We start from the raw sequence: 21,595 nt of genomic DNA, 5'->3' as shown, positions 1-21,595 counted from the left end.
ATGCAGCACACCACAGCTTTTCTAGCGTACCAACTGTAAAGGGAATTTTTGGAGGGCGATCGCCAGCCATTTCTCAGAAATAATCCAGCCAGGGCTTGAAGAAACTGTAGGGATGTTTGCCTCTAGTCCGAGTTCAACACGTAGGGGCGTAGCATTCGGCAAGCAGTCTTTGGAGTTGATCAAAGATTCTTGCCCGAATGCTACGCCCTCACGGAGACATTCGCTACGTCTCAAACATCCCTAAGCAGAATGACAGTGACGAGATTCTGAGTTCCTTAGATAAGCCAGGGTCTTATATCAGTGACATTTCCTTATAGCGTTGTATTTCTGAAGCTATGTCAAACCTTGATCAAAACATGGAGCAAACAGAACAACCGTCTCAACGTTCAGGCTGGCGACTGTGGATCAATCGCCGCTCCCTCATCGTTGGTGGTTTCGGTTACATTGCTGGATTTGCCACACTTCCCCTTGCGGTGATTTTATGGGTCAACACTCCCGAAGTTAGGCAAGAAAAATTCCTGGAAGGAGTCCTGCGTGACTGCCCAGGCTGTGATTTGTCAAATGAAGATTTATCCTTTGCAGAATTAGAGGAAGCCGATTTATCAAAGGCTAACCTTGAGGGTGCAATTCTAGGAGCTGCGAAGCTGAGTTCTGCTGATTTGTCTGGAGCAAATCTCAGGTTTGCAGTTTTACGGCAAGCTGAATTGTACAACACAGTTTTTGATGGTGCAGACCTGACCTCTGCGGAGTTTCGCTGTGGCGCGGGCACCTGCACTGGGCTTTCAGGCACCAGCTTTAGAAATGCTAATCTTACCCGCGCCGATTTCAGAGTCGTGGGATTTACTCCAGTCGGTGAAGAGGGGCTAGAAGGAGTTGATTTTACCGGAGCAGACCTCACAGAAGCGTCCTTTGAAGGTGCAAGTTTAAGAGGCGCTTTGATGGAGCAAGCCAAATTTTGTCGAACGGTCATGCCCGATGGCTCCCTCTCCAATCGAGATTGCGAAGCAGAGTAGCGATCGCGTTCTGATGCTTAAGTACTGCCTGGATTTAAGCTTGAGCTAGATCGAATTTCTAACTAACCATTCTTTGCAACCACTGCTCAATGAGAGCTTAACCTTCTCATAAACCAGCCACCATCTGCATCGTTTTATACTCCCATCGATTGGAATTAACTGTCACATCGACATCTTGGTGAGGAGTGCTGGGTTTATGGTGAAGTTCTCAATTCATGCTCTTATTTCTGCATCTTTAGTCTCAACGGTGCTGTTGGGCAGTGCTGGAGTTGCTCAAGCGCAGATTCGTAGCTTTGTGCCGCTCAATCGCTACGTAGTCGGTGGCGCAGTGGCGGAAATTATTGACGCTAGCCCCGATGGAAACACGCTGGTTTTCACCAACTCAGGCGACCAGCAAGTTGGCTTTGTTGATATCACCGATCCCACAAATCCGCAGCCGCTTGGAATCATTGAGGTGGCTGGGGAGCCGACTTCGGTTGCGGTTACGCCTGACGGTAAGTATGCGATCGCCGCTGTCCTTTCCCTCATTGACGAAGATGCCGGGCAAACGATCGCCGATCAGCAACCCGGCAACCTCGTCTTCATTGACCTGATGACTCGCGAAATCGTCGGACAGGTGCAGCTTCTGGGCATTGGACCTGACAGCATTGACATTTCCCCCGACGGCAGCAAAGTAATTGTGGCGCTTGAGGACGAGGAAGACACTGACAACCTGCCTGGCTCTCGTCCTGGCTCGATTAACTTTGTCACGATTAACTATGACAACCCGAGTGAGTCTACCGTTTCGGCAGTAGAAATCGATCTAAGCGGTGTGGAAGGCGTGAACTATATCGAAGACCCGCAGCCAGAGTATGTCAAATTCAGTCCCGATGGCAGCACGGCCGCTGTAACGATTCAAGAGAATAATGCGATCGCCCTAATCGACGTTGCTTCCGAAGAAATCACTCGTATCTTCTCTACTGGCAACTCCATCCATTTAGCTGACCTGACTGAGGATGGTGAGATTACTGTCACTGAAGAGTTTGAAGGACGCAGAGAGCCGGATGCGATTGCCTTCACCCCTGATGGTCAATACCTTCTTACCGTCAACGAAGGGGACACCGAGTTAGAAAGCTTTGGCGACAACATTTGGTCAGGTGGACGCGGCTGGACAATCTTTGACCTGGAAGGCAATGTCGTTTACGACAGTGGCAGCAGCGTTGAGGAACTCGCAGTTACCAGAGGGCAATATCCTGACGATCGCTCCGAAGATCGTGGACTTGAAATGGAAGGTGGCACCATGGCCGACTTTGATGGACAGCCCATTGCTTTCGTCGCCTCTGAGCGGGGTAGCTTTGTCGTCGCTTACGACATTAGCAACGTCGAGGAACCTGAACTGCTAAGCTTCCTGCCTACTGGACTGGCCCCCGAGGGAGTTTTGGCAATTCCACAGCGCAATCTGCTGCTAACCTCCAATGAAGACGATGGTACAATCGACTTCTTTCAAGCTTCAACTGACCCAGCTGCATCAGCCTATAGCCCAACTGAGCCGCTGATCACCAGCACAGGGTTAGGTTTACCTTTTAGCGCCATTAGTGGACTACATCAGGTACGCTATAACCCGAATGCCCTGTACGCCGTACCCGACAACGCGGTGTCACCTTCTCGCATTTATCGAATTGAAATGGAGAATTCAGTCGCTACAGTTGTCAGTGCGCTGCCAATTACCAAGGATGGCGAACCTGTCAGCTATGACCTGGAAGGCGTAACCCTTCATCCTCCTGGTGGTTTCTGGGTGGTCAGCGAAGGAGATGATCGTGAAGGTCAAGAAGCCCCCAACTTACTCAGCTATGTCAACGGCATGGGCGAAGTGCAGCAAGAAATTCCGCTACCCGAAGCGGCAGCAGGCACAATCACCCGCTTTGGCTTCGAAGGAGTCGCAACCAACGCCGAAGGCACCAAAGTCTATGTCGCAATTCAGCGCGAGTTTGAGGGCGACCCAGAAAACACCGTGCGAATTGCCGAATATGACCTGGAAAACCAAACCTGGAATTACTATTTCTACCCGCTCGACACAGACAACGTAGAAGAAAGCTGGGTTGGCTTGAGCGAAATTGCCCGCGACACCGACGGCAGTTTCTTGATCGTTGAGCGAGACAATCAGGGCGGTGAGAATGGCTCAGCCAATGCTCGAATCAAGCGCATCTACCGCGTTTCTCTAGCCGACGCAGAACCTGGCGCAACGCTAGAGAAAACCCTGGTGCTGGATTTGCTCTCCGATTACGACTGGATCGAGGAAAAAATCGAAAGTCTAGCCGTAACCGAGCAGGGTTATTGGCTTGCCAGCGACAACGACGGCGGCATTAACTACACTCGAATGCTATTTGTGCCCAGACCATAGGAAGTGAACGGGTTAGAACAAGCTTAGCTCAGGTCTACGACTTCTTCAGGAAGTTGCAGACCTGACAGCATCTGCTTAGGTCAGTACCGTTTGATGAGAATGGTACGGTTCAGGAAGGACAGCAAACCCAATCGAGTTGAGTTGACCTCGATAGTCAGTCGTTGCAACTTGGACAAGAAAGAGGAATAAGGTTTTAATGAATTCAATCAGGTAAAAGGGCGCAAGTATCATATCGTTAGAAATGCGCTGGGCTTAGTGCTGGGATTGTATGTGACTGCAGCTATCAGCAGAACAATTACCCAGTCACTGAACTAACAGTATTTGTGTAGTCCAAATTGGCTTTGGATGAACTTACATCCTTAACTGTTTCTGCACAGGGTTAAGTTGTGTCGTTTTAGGTGTGAGCACTTGATGACTGGGAATTCTAAGAATGGAAGAGTAATAGCTTTAACCTATGCGACAGAAGAGCCAAGCAGTACTGCCTAGCACAAACTTCTTTGAGGGATACACTCGTATCATCTTCGCCACGTTCTCGTTAGTCACTGTCGTATCATCCAGCTTATTTTACTTGCAATTCCGTTCGCGCTACCAAAATGAATTAGAGCAGCTGCAAGCAAGATTTCTACAGGAGGCATCCAGTCTAAACTATCTTGTGAAAGGAGCCTCTGACCATGTCCATAGCCTTAAAACTGAAGCCGAGTTTTATCTAGCAACTCATTCTTCTGAGGAGACACCTTCCCTACTCCTCTCTCAGTTACAGAATCTACCAGAAGAAGATTACTACGTCTTAGATCAGATTCAGCCTCCTTTTACTAAGGACATGGTTGGTAACGTGACTGGAATAGGCTCAGTGGAGCAGATTTCACCCGATGTCAAGCGAGAGATTGAGATGGCGTTATCACTCAACCCTCTTTTTCAAGCGTCCAGAGAAAATATACCTAATCTCGCTTGGGTATATTACATATCAGAAAGCAGATTCGTTAATATTTATCCCTGGGTTTCAAGCAGTGAGTACTTGATTAAGGAGAGTGATTACGATCAAGATTTTTATCAACTTGGACTACCAGAGAACAATCCTCAACGCCAAATTTTTTGGACTCACGCCTATACCGATACAGCAGGCAAAGGGTTGATGGTTACCATTTCCGCCCCAATCTATGACAAAGATAATTTCTTAGGTACCATTGCTTTAGATTTTACATTAGATGTACTGAATGAAACGATCAAAAACTCTGCGATTGAGCGCGATCGCCAAATAAATACATTTATTATTAATCAATACGATCAACTATTAGCTCATCCCGACTTAGTTAACTCAACCGATGCTAAAGTAAAGTCTATTCAAGCTGCATTGCCAGAAGATTTACAAAACCAATTTAAGCAACTTCTACAAACTCCTGCCGACCAAATCAACTCCGTCAATTCCTATATATTACTTCACCATCAACTAGACAATGCACCGTGGAAGCTAGTTCTGTGGGTTCCTAAAACAGCAATTACTTTAAAGGCTTTATCTGGAACGAATTGGCTATTTCTAGCTCTCCTACCTGGACTAGGTTTAATTCTTATCGTTGCTAATCATCTCACTCGCAAAAGATTTATCTTACCCGCTCGAAAATTAGTAGAACACATTGAAACCGAGAGCCAAGGAATTATCTCTGATGAATTAGAGGTGCCTAAAATTTGGCAGCCCTGGTTTGAAAGAATTTCTTACATTTTTGGTGAAAACCGCACTCTACTTCAAAGGTTGGAAGCCTACACTCAACAATTAGAAGCTAAGAATGCTGATTTGCAGAGAACAGAAAACTTGTTAGCTGAGCATAACCGCAACTTAGAGATTCAGGTTGAAGAGCGAACTAACCAGCTCAAGCAAGTTATTTTACAACTTCGCCAGCAAACTCAAGACTTAGAAAACACACTAGAGGAATTAAGACAAACGCAAACTCAGCTTATTCAAAGTGAAAAAATGTCTAGTATGGGCCAACTTGTTGCAGGAGTTGCCCATGAAATTAATAACCCAGTTAACTTTATTTATGGCAATATCGAACCTGCTAGTAATTATGTTGAAGATCTATTTAATCTAATTGATTTGTATCAAGAATATTATCCCAATTCGTCACCAATTATCCAAGCAAAACTTGAGGAAATCGAACTTGAGTTTTTAAAGGAAGATCTACCTAAATTGTTGTCATCCATGCAGATGGGAGCCGAACGTATTCGCCAAATTGTTCTTTCCCTACGTAACTTTTCTCGCTTAGATGAAGCTGAATTTAAAGCAGTTGATATTCATGAGGGAATTGAAAACACTTTGATCATTTTGGAGCATCGCCTCAAAGCTAAACCTGACTGTCCAGCTATTAAAGTAATTAAGGAGTATGGAGAGTTACCGCTAGTTGAATGCTATGCAGGACAGCTAAATCAAGTGTTTATGAATGTCCTGACCAATGCCATTGACGCTTTAGAGGAGCAAAACCAACAATGCGCTTCCCGTGAGAGCAAAAGTTCTCAAGGTTATATTCATATACGCACTAAACTCACTGATAATAATCAAGTTACTATTAAAATTGCTGATAACGGTTCAGGAATGTCAGAAAAAGTAAAGCATCACATTTTTGATCCCTTCTTCACTACCAAATCTGCTGATAAGGGAACAGGTATGGGTATGTCAATTAGCTATCAAATTGTGACAAAAAATCACGACGGCTCGCTCGGCTTTATTTCATCTCCTGGTCAAGGTACAGAATTTGTAATTGAAATTCCTCTACAGCAGCGCGTCAAGTTTTCCAGATGATGTTGACTGCTGCCCAAACCACTCCCCCCTCAATTCTTTAATTCTGAGGAGAATATTTCAGGATTCAATTAGACAAAGTGCAGGGAGCTTAACCTAAATGAATAGCTCATCGAGTGACTCGTCTCAAGCCAATATTATTCGCGCTCACGTTTTTGTCTCTGGTCGCGTTCAAGGAGTTGGCTATCGGGCTGCGACTACCGACACTGCCCAACTGTTAAAGCTGAAGGGTTGGGTTCGCAATTTGCGCGATCGCCGAGTTGAAGCCGTGTTTGAAGGCAATCGCGCCACCGTTGAAGAAATGCTGCGCTGGTGTCATAAAGGACCTCCCGCTGCAATCGTTGACCAGGTTGAAATAAATTACGAAACGCCAGAGGGACTTAAGGAATTTCAGGTGCTTGTGTAGCCAACTGCACACTTTGCGGCTAGACCTGCCGTAATATCATGGTCGTCTCTGGCGGCTATCGATAGTTAAGTGCGATCGCCCACCAGAAATTCCTTCAAAACCTAAAATCCAAAATTGCCGTATGAGTAGTGGATCTACTGAACTTGAACCAAACTCTTCCCCTGGGTCACAACCGCCTGAGGACACAGGGGTGATCGCCCGCTTCTTCAAATTTGCCGAACTGGGAACCAACCTAAGAACTGAAGTCATCGCCGGGATCACCACCTTCGTCACGATGGCTTACATTCTGGTGGTAAATCCTGACATCCTTTCTAACGCCATCTTCTTACAGGAAGCTGGTGATCTGTTTGGGGAACTGGTGATTGCAACGGCAATTGCATCGGCGATCGCTACCCTAACCATGGGTTTATTAGCAAACTATCCCTTTGCTCTGGCACCTGGCATGGGATTGAATGCTTTCTTTGCCTTCTCAGTCGTGCTGGATTTGGGGATCAGCTGGCAAACTGCCTTGGCAGCCATTCTGATTGAAGGACTCATCTTCATCGCAATGACAATCTCCAACATTCGCAGTCAAATTATTACAGCGATCCCTGAATGCCTTAAACACGCCACGGCTGTCGGCATCGGTTTGTTCATTGCCTACGTTGGGCTATCAGGCGATCCAGCAGTTGGTGGAGCCGGAATCATTGTTGCTAATGAAGCGACCAAAACTGCTTTAGGAGATTTAGGACAACCTCAAACTTTGATGGCCATCTTCGGCATTGTGATCACCTCTGCCTTCATTGCTCGTCGAATCAAAGGTGCTTTGCTTTGGGGCATTCTCGCTACTGCCGCCTTAAGCTGGATTCTTCAGATTTCACCCCCGCCCAGCGGCATCGTGGCATTGCCTCAGTTTCCTGTGCATCTAGTTGGTCAAGCCTTTGTTGGACTTGGACAAATCAACAGCACAAACCTGACAAACTTTTTAGCAGTCACCTTCATCTTCCTGTTTGTAGATCTGTTTGACACCGTTGGCACCCTCTCAGGGGTCGGACTTCAGGCAGGACTGATCAACGAACGGGGCGAATTGCCCAGAGCAGGGAAGGCTTTCATGGCAGATGCAGTCGGCACGACTTCAGGCGCGATTTTCGGTACTTGCACCGTTACAACTTATATCGAGTCGGCGGCTGGCATTTCTGAGGGCGGCAGGTCTGGGTTTACTGCTGTTATAACCGCCGGATTTTTTTTACTCGCCATCTTCTTTGTTCCTTTGTTCTCTGCCATTCCAGGCTTTGCGACCACCTCTGCTCTAGTCATCGTCGGAGTGCTCATGGTGGGTAACGTATCGGGTATCAAATGGTCAGATCCGGCAGAGTCCATTCCCTCGTTTCTGACCATCATCTTCATGCCGCTGACCTATTCGATCGCCGAAGGATTAGCCGTTGGCTTCATCACCTACCCACTCATCAAAGCCTTCCAGGGCAAAGCTCACGAAATCAATTTTGCTATTTGGATCTTGGCAGCCGTCTTTGTGCTGCGCTTTATCCTATTAGGTCTTGGGATAGCGTAAAAGAAAAGCGTATCACCCTGCTTCCTAGTCCAGCTTGGAAACCAGAACAATCACTAACCCCTGAACCCTAGCGCCCCTCATGCAATCCACCTCAGTCCAACACCTTCCTGCCCAGCAAATTACCGCTGAAAGCTTTCAAGCTTACGGACAGGTCATTTTTGCTAGCGAGGATGGCAAGCCCTGTGACCAAGAAGATGCTCGTCTAAGTCTTGACCAGGGTATGCCACGCTTTTACATCATGCGACTTCAGCAAAAGGGGCGCAGATTTTCTCAAATTACCAGACACGTTCGCTGTACTCAGTGTCTTGGCTCTCTAGAGGGCAAGGATTGGTTGATTGTAGTCGCGCCACCCAGTGAAGCAGCAGAACCCTCACTCAATGACCTTGCTGCTTTCCGCATTCCTAGTAACTGTTTTATCAAGCTAGAAGTCGGGACCTGGCACGCTGGACCGTATTTTGACCATGAGTGGGTAGATTTTTACAACCTGGAGCTAAGTGACACAAACGTAACAGATCACCAAACCTGCAACTTACAAAACCGCTTTGGATTAGTGTTTGAGATCACTTAAAAGGTTTACATCTATAAAAGCAGGGAGCCAAGGTTTGGCTTTACCTCCCTGCTTTCGTCTTAATTTACTCCTTGTCCCACTACTTCTTGTCCCACTAAAAGATCAGGGAGGCACCCCTGCGACGCAGGGGTACCTCCCTGATCTTTTAGTACCTAATCTTTAATCGGGAAGGAAGTAAGCAACTACAGCCAGCCTAAGTAGGATGTGAACAGATGATAGGGTGAGGGTGTGCCCCAAATTCTCCCCCCTTAGCTGATGGAAACGCTCGAACAGTTTATTCAAAGTAACCCCCCTTCAAAGGAACTCAAACGTGCTCTTGCTGTGCAGATGAGTCAGAGCGGACAGAGTTATCGACAAATTCGCGATATTCTGCAAGTGTCGATTGGCTTTATCACTGCCAGTCGCCAAAGCTATAAACGCTCAGGAGTAGCGGGATTGCGCTCCAACTACTGGGGTACTGAGGGCTATCTCGATGCCGAGCAGAAGCAGTCGTTGTTCGAGTGGCTCGATGGGCAGGATGCTTGGACACTGGAGGAGGTGATTGACCAGATTGAGGATGAGTATGGGGTGGTCTACCAATCGCTGCAGAGCTACTATGCTCTGCTCAAAGCAGCGGGCTTTAGTTGGAAGAAGGCACAACCTGCCCATCCCGACAAGGATGCAGCCCTGATCCAGGAAAAAAAGAGAACTTGAAGAGTTGTTGGCAGCGCATCAAGCTGAGATCGCTTGCGGGCAGGTAAGAGTTTTGTTTCTCGATGAATGCCACCTGTTGTGGGGTGATATGAGTGGCTATGGGTGGAGTCGGCGCAAGCAACGGGTAGATGTCGAAATCAAGTCTACTAAGCAACGGCAAACCTATTATGGTGCACTGGATTATCTCACTAAGCAGTTTGTCGTCAAGGCGTATGGTGCAGGCAACCAGGACAATACCATTGCATTCTTGCAGTATCTCCAGTCCTTGTACCCAGAGGACACTCGCCTGGTGATTATTGGGGATGGGGTGAGCTACCACCGCTCAAAGGTTGTGCAGGAATTTCTAGGGCACATCAATGGTGGCTTATCGGCGCGGGCATGGAGAATCACCTGTATTCGGTTGGCTCCTAATGCACCTGAGCACAATCCAGTTGAGGATGTTTGGTTACAAGCCAAGCAGTTTATTCGCAAGTATGCTCGGCTCTGTAGAAGATTTAGGTCGCTCAAGCTTCTATTTCAATTAGTCACCCATTGTCAAACCTTTGCTTTTGCCAAAGCGTTTATGTACGGCTATTGTTCATCTCCTATCTAGGCTGACTGTAGCACTACAAATAATCTGGGAAATTGAACAATTTAAAGAAATATTTCGAGTGTGTTTCCAGGTCTAACAAGTCTGAAAAGACTTATTGCTGTGGCGATCGCGCCTTGATCCCGCACTTGACTCCATCGAGTCTCCAAGGTTTGCTCTGAAATTGGGCTTATAAGACTGAACGACGCTGATGCCATTGATTTCTACATCCACTGCGCCACTTGTCCCCAAAGCAATAGCAATCATTTGAGTGAGCAGCCGTCGATTAGGAATTTTCCCTAGCAGCACAACTACTGCTCCCCGCTGAATAATTCGCAGGTTTTCGATTTCGGTTGCTTCAAAACTCTGGCTGAATCTCAAAGACACTCTTTTCGCTAAACCACCATGGTCGTATTCTCCGTTTAATCCTACCCGTTCAGGAGGAATATTCCTAAACGTTGTAAAACGGGGAGCCAAGTTCGGTTGGCTATTTTCGACGCCACAGCTTCCTTGAGATTCGTGATGCTGCTCTACCCCTGAGAAATTTCGTAGCACATCCATTCGCCCTTAGCACTCTGTAAGACTTGATGAACTAAATGTAATCTTTTCCTAAAGATATAGACAATCTATCTCAAGATCGGTGTCTTTAAATTAAAGAGAGGTTGGCAAGACAACAACAACTTTGACCAGATCCGGGTGCAATAGAGTAGGCTTAAACGTAAATCAATTTGGACAAAAAGGTTGTTGAGGAGTGGAAGTCAAGCTAAATCGCCTGGAATCAATTGTGCAGCAGATCGGGGAAGCTGTTTTAGCAACGACTGAGACGGTAGATCGTCTATCCGATCGCGTAGACGCTCTGGCAACTCAGGTTCAGCAGCAGGGCTATCAAATTTTTGCGTTGAGTGATGCGGTGCAAACCCTGGCTGAGAATCAAGATACGGCTTTGGAAAAATTAGACCAATTAACACAAGCCTTGCAGCAGCTTGTGTCTGCAATTCAAGAAACAGACGAAGCTGATTCGGACCGGTAAAGTGTTGGGCGGATGACCCAAGCGGGTGAGTGCTTTGGGCCTCGCCTTCAGACTAATATTGGGGGACAGATTCAGGTAGGGTCGATTTTAGTCAGCCTAATGTCTTCCTGATCGGCGGGTGGATCTACTTGGTATAAAATGTAAGACCCTGCACTGACCCTACATTCAGTAGCTCAGGGGGATTTATTTAGCGGCGATACATTAGGCTACTTCAAACCCACTGATGAAGCAAACCCATTGATGAAGTGATACGTTGAAGGATTATTGTTCCATGACAGTGGTTGAGGATCTCCGGCAAGAGTGGCGATCGCGCCTCAAAACAGACTCTCCAGATCAACCGTCCGTAGCTCAGGAGAGTATCCTCAACTGGCTATTGGGGGAAGACCCCGATCGGTTTAACGAGCTTTCCCCGGAACAGCTTGCGATCGCTCAGCAGGCGATTGACTACCGCTATCGGATTTTGCAGCAGCGATATCTAGGAGCGCATCCAGAGCAAGCCTACCGTAAATTGATTCAGCGGTTAGGCAGCCTGTTCCTGATCCGCAGCAAAATTCGCACTTGGGTTGCGTTGTCTCGCGATCGCCACCGCAGCGTGATGGATGTGCTGCAAGAAGTGATTCAAGAGCTAATTCAGAACGACCGCTATATGCGTCAGCAAATGTTATGGATTGGTCAATGCGCCACCAATCCTCGTTTGCGAAATGCTCTGATGTTAGCCAGCATCGAAGAATATTGCTTACGCCCTATTCGCAATCAGCCCTTGCTAGTTTATCGATTTGTTAACTATTTGCGGCGATCGCAGCGGGGCGGCATGACGCAGGTTCCGGCTGGTGATTTGGTGCGACTAGTGTCTGAGGAAATTACGCCCGATGACGCCGACAACCCGGTGAGCTTACTCGATTCAGAGGCGATTTCCCAACACCAGGACAATCAAGCCTGGGAAGAACAACAGATGCTCCGGTCTGCCGTCAGCCAGGAGTTTGCGACTTATCTAGAGGAGCAAGTTGATCCCGTTGCAGCACGGTGGCTACATCTGCATCTACAGGGGCGATCGCAAGAAGCGATCGCCAAAGACCTGAATTTGCCGATCAAGCAGGTTTATCGCCTGCGCGAAAAGATTAGCTATCATGCAATTCGAGTTTTTGCTCTGAAAAAGCACCCTGACCTGGTGACCACCTGGCTAGGAACGTCCCTACAAGAACATAGCTTGGGGCTAACTCCTGACCAGTGGCAGCAATTTTGGCATAGCCTCACCCTCGATCAACAGCAGTTGTTAAATGCCCTGAAAGCCGGTAAAACCGTTGAAGCGATCGCCCAAGACCTCGATCAGAAAACCAATCAAATCATGGGCGAATGGATTAAACTTTACTTAGCTGCTCAGGCGTTGCGGAGCGCCTCCTAATCTCCGTTGCCAGGGTGCATTTCAGGATTAGCTCACTCTCACCATCCAAAGCATTGCGGAACCTGTTCCTATGGCGTTTCCCCTGAGCGATCGCATTGAGCCAAAGCGCGTCAATCCTGTTTACCAGTCCGTTCTAGACCAGTTCAAAGAAGATTGGGTAGAGCAGTTGAATATCGAACAGATGTTCATCCTCATCGATGGCGTTCTACCATTTGAAGCTTGTCTCTATTACCAGGTTCTTCCTCTATTTTTAGAAGGAAGTCACCTTAACCTGGGCATGGTCAGCCCTGAAGACACTGCCGCGTCTGACTATGTTCGGCGAATTATTTCCTACCTGAACTATACTCTAGTGCCCCGCCGCATCTCTTCTGAGGCACTCCAGGCTGTTTTATCTGCCCATCTGAGCCACGCAGGTAGCCACCGTCCCACGACTCAACCAGGACGCTCTCCCGTCGTTGGACGAAGAGACTCTGGTCGCCCCCGATCTAAACCGCCGGTCAATCGCAACCTGCAAGCAACGCTTGTGGTAGACAGCCCAGAGAGCTTAAACTTAACCGACATTCACGAGCGAGGAAATTCTCACGCGACCCCTTCGCCCCCGCCAGAAATTCCCTTTGTGCCCCCCCAGGATGCTGGAGTGCAGCCCTTAGCGCAGCCCGATCCACAAAACACGCTCCTGGCACTACCCGAACCAGAACAGCCTGAGCAAGAACATTCTCCAGCTTCAGTTCCTCTGCTCAATTCCTTGCCTACGCTAGATGTACAGGCTAAATACCTTTCTAGCCCAGTAGAAGTCCTAGCAACCCTGCAATCCAAAGAACTGCTGCAAGAATTGCTCGGGCGCATTTTGTTTGGTGGAATTGGGCGGCTCTATTTTGAACGACAGCAGCAGCATGGGCGAATTCTCTGGAGCCAGGACGGGGTTTTGCAATCGGTGATTGACAAGCTGGACGTAACGACTTTCCAGGGTGTAATCAGCGAGTTGAAGCAAATGACTCAGCTTCCTTTAATTACTGTTGACAAGCCAAAGCAAGCTGAGATTGAACGGTTTTATCAACAAACACGACTGCTGTTGCGGTTTCGGGTGATGCCTACGGCTCATGGCGAAGAGGCAACATTACAGGTGTTGCGGGGAGCCGCGCTCAAGTTTTACCAACAGCAGCAGCTGACAAATCTAGGACGAGATGCTTTGGGTATTGCCAAACAGCTTCAGCTTAAGGTGAATGAAATTCGCGATCGCGCCCGTACTAGCTCTAGTTTCTCAGCCGATCGACTAGAAGCATTGCCGGCCCTCAATCAACTACTGCACTGCATCGAAGCAGAGCTAGAGCAACTGCAAGTTGAGAAAGGATCGGACGAGCCTAAAGATGAGAACGACCCAAAATTTTAGGTAAGAGACTATAGTGCAATATTTCTATTACCGCTGTGACTATTACAGAGAAGGAGTCAGGATAAAATCCTGACTCCTTCTTTATGTAGCGTTTTCAGATAGGTAGCTTATGCCAGAGCTGCAAGAGATAAGGGCCAACGATCAACCGCTTTCCCAATCACGGATAGTTCTTGAACCAGACGATCGAATCGATCTGGAGTCAAGGATTGAGGCCCATCTGACAGAGCCTTTGCAGGGTTCGGGTGAACTTCAATCATTAAGGAATCAGTGCCAGCCGCGATCGCAGCCATTGCCATTGAGGGCACATACTCCGCTCTGCCAGTGCCGTGGCTTGGATCAATCATGATCGGCAAGTGAGTCAGCGATCGCAGTACAGGGATTACCGATAAATCTAGAGTGTTGCGAGCATATTGGCGATCGAACGTGCGAATTCCCCGCTCACACAAGATCACATTGGGGTTTCCTGCCGCCAAAATGTATTCTGCTGCCATCAGCCACTCTTCGATCGTGGCAGACATTCCCCGCTTCAGCAGTACGGGTTTATCTTGTGCGCCAACTTTCTTGAGTAGCGAGAAGTTTTGCATATTTCGGGCACCCACTTGCACCACATCAGCGATTTCTGCCACTTTATCTAAATCGGCAGTATCCATTACCTCAGTGATGATGCCCAGACCACTTGCATCACGGGCAGCTGCTAGCAAACCCAATGCGCTTTCACCGTGTCCCTGAAAAGCGTAGGGTGAAGTACGAGGCTTGTAAGCACCACCCCGCAAAAACTGTGCCCCTGCCGCCTTGACTCTCCGAGCCGTCTCAACGATCATCGTTTCGTTCTCAACCGAGCAAGGTCCAGCCACAATAGCGATCGGGGAGTGTTCGCCAAAAGCCACAGGTCCATTAGGCGTAGACACAATAACGGTGCTAGCTTCGCCATGACGATATTCACGGCTGACTCGCTTAAACGGCTTTTCTACCCTCAAAACTTGCTCAATCCAGTCACTCATTTCCTGGAGTTGCAGTGGGTCTAAGTCAACTGTGTCGCCGACCAGCCCAATTACAGTTTTGTGCTTGCCAACAATCTTTTCGGGCGACAGTCCCCAGGTCTGTAGCTCTTCAGCTAGCCGGGATATCTCGGCTTCAGGAGTGCCGATCTTCATGACCACAATCATGTCAAAAGTCCTTAACGTGAGTTATCGGTTAACAGCTTGCAAAAATCCTTTGGCTAGATGATTAGCTCAGCCTTCGATATTTTACGTCTGAGCTAGCTCTAGGCTACGTATGGCTTAATTCTATTGATGAATCTCAATGAATTGGAACAAATTTACGTTAAATCAGAACGTACTGCAGAAGCATTCGTGGCGAGATTGCTCTGGTGCAAACGGGATCAAAGTGCATCCGCACAATCAGAATACCGATTAGGGTTTCTTTCCAGCTGAGCGCCACGCTTCAGTCATTCTTCCTAGATTGGTTGTAAATTCTGACCAGCCGAGGGCGCTACCCGCAGCAGCTTCATCCCACGATGCAGAGAGTACACCGTAGCTTAGCCCAACCACACCTAATCCAAAGAAGCCCATGCTGACCAGCACAACGGCTGCATTGGGCAACGCAACTAGGTCGTGAGTGATGACGAAGTAGCTGACAAAAAATGTTGAGATCCCCAACGCAGATGGAATGCCGCAAAATAGTGCCATTCGCCGTACCATTCGCCGACTGACTGCATCTGGAATGGACATACTAGCTGCAGTGTTTTGACCCGAGCGATCGCTCTTCACTGCTTTAGCAGCCACCTTTTTAGCCTCCGACTTAGCGTCTGACTTTTTAGAGTCAGATTTTCTTTCTGGTTTGACCGGTGCTGTCGGAGTTTTCTTTTCAGGCTTTTTGCGGCTCTTGGTCGGCTCGAAGGGTAAGCGCTCGCGGTTTACGGCATTCGCAGCATCTTTAGAATCTGATTGAGCATCAGGTTGGGGTTCAGGAGACATGCACTCTTCCTATCAGGTTTTAGTCCGCGCTATCCACGAATTCCGAGGCGGGTAATCAAAGCCCGATAGCGTCCCTGGTCTTGCTTCAGAATGTAGGCAAGTAAGCGCTTACGCTGACCGATCATCTTTAGCAAGCCCCGACGAGAGGCATGGTCTTTCTTGTTGATTTTGAGGTGGGCGCTGAGTTTGTTAATGCGCTCAGTTAGCATTGCCACCTGAACGTCTGCCGATCCGGTGTCGGTTTCGTGAATTTGGTACTCGTTGATGATTTCGTGTTTGCGCTCTTGCAGCAGTGCCATGATTAGGTTAAGCCGTCTCTTTAATACAGATACAATCAACCATGTTATCACAGCCTTTCGCTACAATCGTTAGCGCCCAAAACTAGAGAACGCCTGATTTTTAACTTCAGTCGCCTCAGCGGACTTTGGCTCCTCGATATTGAAGCTCTACCGTAGGTTGATGAGGCGATCGCTCTACTGGCTGACCCAGTTCACAAACAGCCCCACGATATTTCCCTAAAACAACTTTCTCGGCTGGATTCTGCTCTGCATCCGTCTTTATCGTTGAAATAGTTTCTACAGCTGAAGTCGAAATAGTGGATGCTACAGCATTACTGCCATCCCTAGCTCTACTGGCAGGAGCCACATCTTCACGACGGAAAAACAAGAAGTCTAGGATAGCCGCCCATTTGACGTTAGCCAAAAGCAGCACGACTAACGGAAGCTGCACTTCCCAGGGCGACAAAATCAGCGTGAAAGCCAGACCAACCAATCCAACTGCAAATGCAACGGTCGCAGTTTCTGTGGAGGTATCTTTGGCAGCCTTGAATACACAGCCTGATCCCAAAGTAACTGTCAGTGGAACAAGGAATAGCAAGGACATTTGCTCAACCCTCTATGTTGCACCGTAGTATAACGAGTCACTTTATTAAAGTACAACGGTTTGTTTGGGATTGCTCACATTTGGCTTGAGGTCGAGCTGTTACTGCACCCTTGGCGATCGCCAGTCTTCCGAAAAAATCGGCATCAAAGCATTAAATAAAATCTACAGCCTTAAGATTGTGTATGGGATTAAGACCTTATTGTAAAGGTTCACACCTATTGACTTTTAGCTTATGGCCTCTTCAAACGACTCTACTAGCGCTAGCAAAGACCAGCAGCATCCGCTTTATAAGAGCGATCGCGACATTATCAATAGCCTTTTAGCTGGCGAACCCAATGACTATAACCTGGTAGAACTTGCCCGGCTCCGCATTCGCTATCGGGGCTTTCCAGGAGCACGCGACATTCAGGCAGATCTGGAAAAGGTGCTAGAACAGTGGCAGCTTAGCGAAACTGCGCTCTACGAAAAAACTCGCCAGATTCATCAAATCGCCAAAGTTTACAAAGGGCGAGGCAGCCAGCGGGAAGACTGGAGTTAAGCCATTTCTATCTGGTTTTATCAAAACACCTCGGACAAACTCAGCATGATCAGTAAACTGTCGTGGCAATCTTCGAAATCTAACCCGCCCAAACCCGCTGTTTCAGCTTCGTCTAATGAAGAAGAATCGTCCTATGTCGATTACTTTTACGACGAACCAGGTAGCGCACCAGGGACGCTCAACATTGAAGATGATGCCCCGATTCCCAATATCATCCTGATTGACTACAACGAAACCAAGGCAACCCGCGTTCACCTTCCCACACCAGAAGCTTCTGCCCCCTATCTAGATACCGAGTCAGTATCGTGGGTAGATGTGCAAGGGTTAGGCAGCGAAGAGGTGTTGAGGCGGTTGGGGGATGTGTTTAGCCTTCATCCGATGGTGTTGGAAGATGTTGTCAATGTGCCACAGCGCCCAAAGGTAGAAGAGTATGACCAACAGTTGGTCATTGTTGCCCGAATGGTGATGCCCTGCGACGATGGCAAAGGTTTTGTTAGTGAGCAGGTCAGTTTTATTTTAGGGCCGCACTACTTGTTGACGGTGCAAGAGGAGCCTGAGCTAGATACGTTCAACCCTGTGCGTGATCGCATTCGTACCTGCAAAGGCACCATTCGCAAACACGGAGCCGATTATCTGGCTTACACCCTGCTCGACACGATCATTGATGGATTCTTTCCCGTTTTAGAGCGCTATGGCGAACAAATTGAGGATTTAGAGGACGAGGTTGTAATGAGACCGACTCGTCAAACACTCGAAAAAATCTACGCCTTAAAGCGCGAATTGCTTACCCTACGTCGGTCGATTTGGCCTCAACGAGACGCAATCAACTCCCTGATTCGTGATGGCAGTACCCTGATTAGCCCAGAGGTGCTGATTTATCTAAGGGATTGCTATGACCACGCGGTTCAGGTGCTAGACATGGTAGAAACTTACCGAGAACTGGCAGCGAGTTTGATGGACGTGTACCTTTCATCAGTCGGCAACCGCATGAACGAGGTGATGAAGCTGCTGACGGTTATATCCAGTATTTTCATTCCGCTCACTTTTATTGCTGGGGTATACGGGATGAACTTTAATACAGAAAAATCACCCTGGAATATGCCAGAACTGAACTGGTACTGGGGCTATCCAGTGGCAATGCTACTGATGGGGACGATCGCTGCTGGTCTCGTCTACTTTTTTTGGAAGCGGGGCTGGTTTGAAAACTTCTCGGGGATCAAAGAAGATTAGGCATCCCCCCAGTTTTGCCTAATCTCCTTCTAAAAACACTGTCATCTGCCATTCGCCGCCAATCTTCTCAAACAACGCCCGGTAGCCCGAGGGAGTGTAGGAGTAGCGACTGGAAACATAGCCCCGCAGTCCGTTAGGCGTAATAATGGGTCGCCAGCCCTCAAAGGTTTCTAGTGATGCACGCTCTTGATCAGATATCCCCCGCTGCCAAGCCTCTGAATCATGCCTGACAATTTCGTTCGATAAAACGTCAATCACGGGGCTAGAGGAACTTGCTGCCTGACGCACATTGACATTCTCACCCACAATAAAGATCTCTGCACCCGTCTCAATATAGGTTGAGGCAAACACATTTGGGCAAACCCAGGTTTGAGAATCTGCATCCGCTTCGAGACTGCGAGCTGACGTATAGATTACGCAACCTGGAGCGATCGCCCTTTCTATCTGTTGCCAAAACGGAGCATCGGGATTATCCACGTTTAGATCGTCTGCAGTTAAAGTCGTTGCTGCAAAGGTCGGTAGCCCTCCCGCAGGAATAATCGAGCGAATAAAGGCAGAGTCGCGATCGCGAATTGCCTGCTTGAGCCGCTCACGAAATCGATGGAAATCGCTGCCGGGTTGAGCTTCATCTACCAACTCGAAAGTTTGTCGAGGATAGGACCCGACGCGGGACGCTACAGTCACAGAGGAATTACTCACTGCTTCCGCTTGTGCTTGAAGGGAGGGTTGGGTTGGGATGTGGGAGGAGCTAGCTACACTGAGCTGCGGTTTGCTGGCGCTGCTCCAAGAGACGGTGGAGGTGCCACTGACGGTGGCAGAGACGGCGATCGCTCCCGCAATCAGGAAAAACTGAAAAGGTTTCATGATGTGTTCTTCCCAGGCAAAACATCGGATAGTTCCAAAGTATGATCCCTTTGAGTCGATCGCCCTCATCTATATAGCTCGTATATAGCTCGTCCAACCAGGTGATTCTGCTTGAATAGGAGAAGCATTTTGAACGAAACCAAAATTTCACGTCTAAAAGCGTTCTCCACTTAGCAACACCGATAGGATGCTGTAGGTGGTAGGATTTCTACGACATTGACTATTCCTTCCTTAAATCCCCATCGCTTCATGGATCTAAAATCCCTTATTCGAGACATTCCAGACTTTCCTAAGCCCGGCATTTTGTTTCGAGATATTACAACTCTGCTTCGTGATCCCGAAGGGCTGCGCTACACCATCGATCATTTGGCAGAAAAATGTGCCGATTTATCAGCCGATTACATTGTAGGTATGGAGTCGCGCGGGTTCATCTTTGGCACTCCATTGGCTTACAAGCTGGGGATTGGGTTCATTCCAGTTCGCAAACCCGGCAAGCTACCTGCTGCCGTACACTCCGTGAAATATGAGCTGGAATATGGGATGGATTGCTTGGAAATACACCAAGATGCTTTTCACCCCGGCAGCCGCATCCTGATTGTGGATGACCTGATCGCGACAGGTGGCACAGCGGCTGCAACGGCAAAGTTAATCGAGCAGTCTGGCTGCGAATTAGTGGGTTTTGGTTTTATCATCGAGCTAACGGCTTTGGGTGGACGCGATCGCCTACCAAACGTGCCAATCGTCACCTTGGTCGAGTACTAAATCCAGCTATCCGGTCAAATTCCTGATTGGGTAGCTTGCTTGAATCGTCTCCTCGTCAGCTTGAGCGCATGACCCACACTAAATTTCCTCCCGCCCAGCAGCGTCTTAGAGCCTTTCGCGATCGCTCCATCCGCTTCATCACAGGCGAAACTACGTCTTACATTGTGAAGCGGCTTCTGCAAGCTCTATTGACGCTGTTGCTGGCCTCAGCTCTGAGCTTTTTTATCATCCAACTGGCTCCAGGAAACTTTCTGGACACGCTGCGACAAAATCCTCAGATTTCGGAGGAAACAATCAATTCTCTAGAGGCGCAGTTTGGGTTAGATAGACCCGCGATCGAGCAGTATTTTCTGTGGCTTAAGCAAATTGTGACTAAGGGAGACTTTGGCATTAGCTTTGCCTATCAGCGCCCAGTTTCTTCACTCCTGTGGGAGCGGATTCCGCCAACGCTGCTGCTGTCGATCGCCTCGATTATTATCACTTGGGCGATCGCCATCCCTCTGGGGATCGTAGGAGCAGTGCATCAGAATAAGAGGAGCGATCGCATCCTGCGGGTGATTAGCTACATCGGACAAGGCTTCCCAACCATCATCACCGGCTTGCTGCTGCTGTTTTTTGCACAGCTCACCTCTCCTCTATTTCCAGTTGGCGGCATGACTAGTATCGATCACGCTGACCTTTCCCCTATTGGCAAGCTCCTTGATATTGGTTGGCATCTGATCTTGCCAACCCTCGCATTGAGCATTACTGGATTCGCTGGACTACAGCGCATCACACGAGGAGAACTGTTAGATGTACTGCGGCAAGACTACATTCAGACTGCTCGTGCCAAAGGGTTGCCCGAAAACCGCGTGATCTATGTTCATGCACTTCGCAACGCAATTAACCCATTGATTACACTACTGGGCTTCGAGTTTGCCAGTCTGCTAGGTGGCGCATTCATCACCGAAAATTACTTTAATTGGCCTGGCTTGGGACGGTTAATCTTGCAGGCAGTTACTGCTCAAGATCTCTATCTGGTCATGGCTAGTCTAATGATGGGTGCAGTGATGCTAATCTTGGGCAACTTGCTGGCAGATTTGCTGCTCAAAGTTGTTGATCCCCGCATCAAGCTCAAGGACATTAACTAGCACGCTGCAAAAAAAACTATGTCACAGGTCTTTTACCTGGTTCGTTCCAGGGTAGATGGTCAATACCTGGTTGCCCATCCTAAACCAACAAATCCGCCTGCTCAAGAGCAGTCTAGTCAATCTGACAGCGGATACTTGCTGATGTTTCAAGAACATTTTGACGCGCTCAGCTATCTCAACACTCACGGTGCAGCAGTAGCAGATCGCTTTGCTGTAGAGTCGATCCCAAATACTCAGTTGAACGGTCTGCTCAAACGTTGGGGATTCATTGGCATCGGCGTTGTCAAAGATCCCTTACTGCCCCAAATCGAATTTCTGTCGCGCACTGCCTGATTTCTCTGAAAATGTATCGGCAGAAATGTAACTCAAGTAACAGAATAAAAGGAATTATTAACCCTTGCAGATCAAGCAGACTGGCGGCATTTT

Annotated in this window: 23 protein-coding genes; 16 read left to right on the top strand and 7 right to left on the bottom strand. The window is 48.3% G+C overall.

The window, feature by feature from the left end:
- Positions 1-21: 21 nt before the first annotated feature.
- The gene (locus H6F88_RS09125) at positions 22-234 is read right to left on the bottom strand and encodes a hypothetical protein (RefSeq protein ID WP_190642431.1); all 213 of its coding nucleotides are present in this window, start codon (positions 232-234) and stop codon (positions 22-24) included.
- 101 nt (positions 235-335) lie between these two features.
- Here H6F88_RS09125 and H6F88_RS09120 point away from each other — a divergent pair, with 101 nt between their 5' ends.
- The 8 genes from H6F88_RS09120 (at position 336) to H6F88_RS09085 (ending at position 9,989) form a co-directional block, all read left to right on the top strand.
- Positions 336-1,013: a pentapeptide repeat-containing protein gene (locus H6F88_RS09120; protein WP_190642430.1), complete on the top strand. Its 678-nt coding sequence runs from the start codon at positions 336-338 to the stop codon at positions 1,011-1,013.
- Between the two features lie 196 nt (positions 1,014-1,209).
- Positions 1,210-3,393 carry an esterase-like activity of phytase family protein gene (locus H6F88_RS09115; protein WP_190642429.1) on the top strand — a complete coding sequence of 728 codons (2,184 nt, stop codon included), beginning with the start codon at positions 1,210-1,212 and terminating at the stop codon, positions 3,391-3,393.
- A 454-nt stretch (positions 3,394-3,847) separates the two neighbouring features.
- Positions 3,848-6,184, top strand: a complete 2,337-nt coding sequence (locus tag H6F88_RS09110; protein WP_190642428.1) for an ATP-binding protein — start codon at positions 3,848-3,850, stop codon at positions 6,182-6,184.
- A gap of 97 nt (positions 6,185-6,281) precedes the next feature.
- A complete protein-coding gene (locus H6F88_RS09105; protein ID WP_190642427.1) occupies positions 6,282-6,587 on the top strand; it encodes an acylphosphatase in 306 nt (101 codons plus the stop codon).
- A 121-nt stretch (positions 6,588-6,708) separates the two neighbouring features.
- Positions 6,709-8,136 carry an NCS2 family permease gene (locus H6F88_RS09100; RefSeq protein ID WP_190642426.1) on the top strand — a complete coding sequence of 476 codons (1,428 nt, stop codon included), beginning with the start codon at positions 6,709-6,711 and terminating at the stop codon, positions 8,134-8,136.
- A gap of 79 nt (positions 8,137-8,215) precedes the next feature.
- Positions 8,216-8,704 carry an ureidoglycolate lyase gene (locus H6F88_RS09095; protein ID WP_190642425.1) on the top strand — a complete coding sequence of 163 codons (489 nt, stop codon included), beginning with the start codon at positions 8,216-8,218 and terminating at the stop codon, positions 8,702-8,704.
- 255 nt (positions 8,705-8,959) lie between these two features.
- On the top strand, positions 8,960-9,397 hold the full coding sequence (locus tag H6F88_RS09090; RefSeq protein ID WP_190642424.1) for a winged helix-turn-helix domain-containing protein: 438 nt from the start codon (positions 8,960-8,962) through the stop codon (positions 9,395-9,397).
- Between the two features lie 7 nt (positions 9,398-9,404).
- Positions 9,405-9,989 carry an IS630 family transposase gene (locus H6F88_RS09085; protein ID WP_190642423.1) on the top strand — a complete coding sequence of 195 codons (585 nt, stop codon included), beginning with the start codon at positions 9,405-9,407 and terminating at the stop codon, positions 9,987-9,989.
- A 72-nt stretch (positions 9,990-10,061) separates the two neighbouring features.
- On the opposite strand, the gene H6F88_RS09080 is transcribed toward H6F88_RS09085, so the two are convergent.
- Entirely contained in the window at positions 10,062-10,526 is a 465-nt protein-coding gene (locus H6F88_RS09080) for a hypothetical protein (protein ID WP_190642422.1), read from the bottom strand.
- Between the two features lie 190 nt (positions 10,527-10,716).
- Here H6F88_RS09080 and H6F88_RS09075 point away from each other — a divergent pair, with 190 nt between their 5' ends.
- From H6F88_RS09075 to H6F88_RS09065, 3 genes are all read left to right on the top strand, one after another.
- Positions 10,717-10,995: a hypothetical protein gene (locus H6F88_RS09075; RefSeq protein ID WP_190642421.1), complete on the top strand. Its 279-nt coding sequence runs from the start codon at positions 10,717-10,719 to the stop codon at positions 10,993-10,995.
- A gap of 271 nt (positions 10,996-11,266) precedes the next feature.
- On the top strand, positions 11,267-12,397 hold the full coding sequence (locus H6F88_RS09070; RefSeq protein WP_190642420.1) for a HetZ-related protein 2: 1,131 nt from the start codon (positions 11,267-11,269) through the stop codon (positions 12,395-12,397).
- 70 nt (positions 12,398-12,467) lie between these two features.
- On the top strand, positions 12,468-13,787 hold the full coding sequence (locus H6F88_RS09065; RefSeq protein ID WP_199333519.1) for a hypothetical protein: 1,320 nt from the start codon (positions 12,468-12,470) through the stop codon (positions 13,785-13,787).
- Positions 13,788-13,894: 107 nt separating this feature from the next.
- Here the strand turns inward: H6F88_RS09065 and aroF are convergent, their stop codons facing one another.
- From aroF to H6F88_RS09045, 4 genes are all read right to left on the bottom strand, one after another.
- Positions 13,895-14,953: a 3-deoxy-7-phosphoheptulonate synthase gene (gene aroF / locus H6F88_RS09060; RefSeq protein WP_190642419.1), complete on the bottom strand. Its 1,059-nt coding sequence runs from the start codon at positions 14,951-14,953 to the stop codon at positions 13,895-13,897.
- Between the two features lie 246 nt (positions 14,954-15,199).
- Positions 15,200-15,763, bottom strand: a complete 564-nt coding sequence (locus tag H6F88_RS09055) for a PAM68 family protein (RefSeq protein WP_190642418.1) — start codon at positions 15,761-15,763, stop codon at positions 15,200-15,202.
- 29 nt (positions 15,764-15,792) lie between these two features.
- Positions 15,793-16,062, bottom strand: coding sequence for a 30S ribosomal protein S15 (gene rpsO / locus H6F88_RS09050; protein WP_190642417.1), 270 nt, complete (start codon positions 16,060-16,062; stop codon positions 15,793-15,795).
- A 115-nt stretch (positions 16,063-16,177) separates the two neighbouring features.
- Positions 16,178-16,645, bottom strand: a complete 468-nt coding sequence (locus H6F88_RS09045) for a DUF4278 domain-containing protein (protein ID WP_190642416.1) — start codon at positions 16,643-16,645, stop codon at positions 16,178-16,180.
- Between the two features lie 232 nt (positions 16,646-16,877).
- On the opposite strand from H6F88_RS09045, the gene H6F88_RS09040 reads away from it, so the two are divergent.
- Both H6F88_RS09040 and corA read left to right on the top strand, forming a co-directional pair.
- A complete protein-coding gene (locus H6F88_RS09040) occupies positions 16,878-17,183 on the top strand; it encodes a DUF3288 family protein (protein WP_190642415.1) in 306 nt (101 codons plus the stop codon).
- Positions 17,184-17,228: 45 nt separating this feature from the next.
- On the top strand, positions 17,229-18,413 hold the full coding sequence (gene corA, locus H6F88_RS09035; RefSeq protein WP_190642414.1) for a magnesium/cobalt transporter CorA: 1,185 nt from the start codon (positions 17,229-17,231) through the stop codon (positions 18,411-18,413).
- Between the two features lie 18 nt (positions 18,414-18,431).
- On the opposite strand, the gene H6F88_RS09030 is transcribed toward corA, so the two are convergent.
- The gene (locus H6F88_RS09030; RefSeq protein WP_190642413.1) at positions 18,432-19,277 is read right to left on the bottom strand and encodes an SH3 domain-containing protein; all 846 of its coding nucleotides are present in this window, start codon (positions 19,275-19,277) and stop codon (positions 18,432-18,434) included.
- Positions 19,278-19,526: 249 nt separating this feature from the next.
- On the opposite strand from H6F88_RS09030, the gene H6F88_RS09025 reads away from it, so the two are divergent.
- The 3 genes from H6F88_RS09025 (at position 19,527) to H6F88_RS09015 (ending at position 21,502) form a co-directional block, all read left to right on the top strand.
- Positions 19,527-20,039, top strand: a complete 513-nt coding sequence (locus tag H6F88_RS09025; protein ID WP_190642412.1) for an adenine phosphoribosyltransferase — start codon at positions 19,527-19,529, stop codon at positions 20,037-20,039.
- 68 nt (positions 20,040-20,107) lie between these two features.
- Positions 20,108-21,169 carry an ABC transporter permease gene (locus H6F88_RS09020; protein ID WP_190642411.1) on the top strand — a complete coding sequence of 354 codons (1,062 nt, stop codon included), beginning with the start codon at positions 20,108-20,110 and terminating at the stop codon, positions 21,167-21,169.
- An 18-nt stretch (positions 21,170-21,187) separates the two neighbouring features.
- Entirely contained in the window at positions 21,188-21,502 is a 315-nt protein-coding gene (locus tag H6F88_RS09015) for a hypothetical protein (protein ID WP_190642410.1), read from the top strand.
- Positions 21,503-21,595: the final 93 nt, after the last annotated feature.

This window comes from Oculatella sp. FACHB-28 (genome assembly GCF_014696015.1).
GTDB lineage: Bacteria > Cyanobacteriota > Cyanobacteriia > Elainellales > Elainellaceae > JAAUTN01.
Note: the sequence above shows the minus strand (reverse complement) of the source record. Positions and strands in the feature narration are given on the sequence as shown.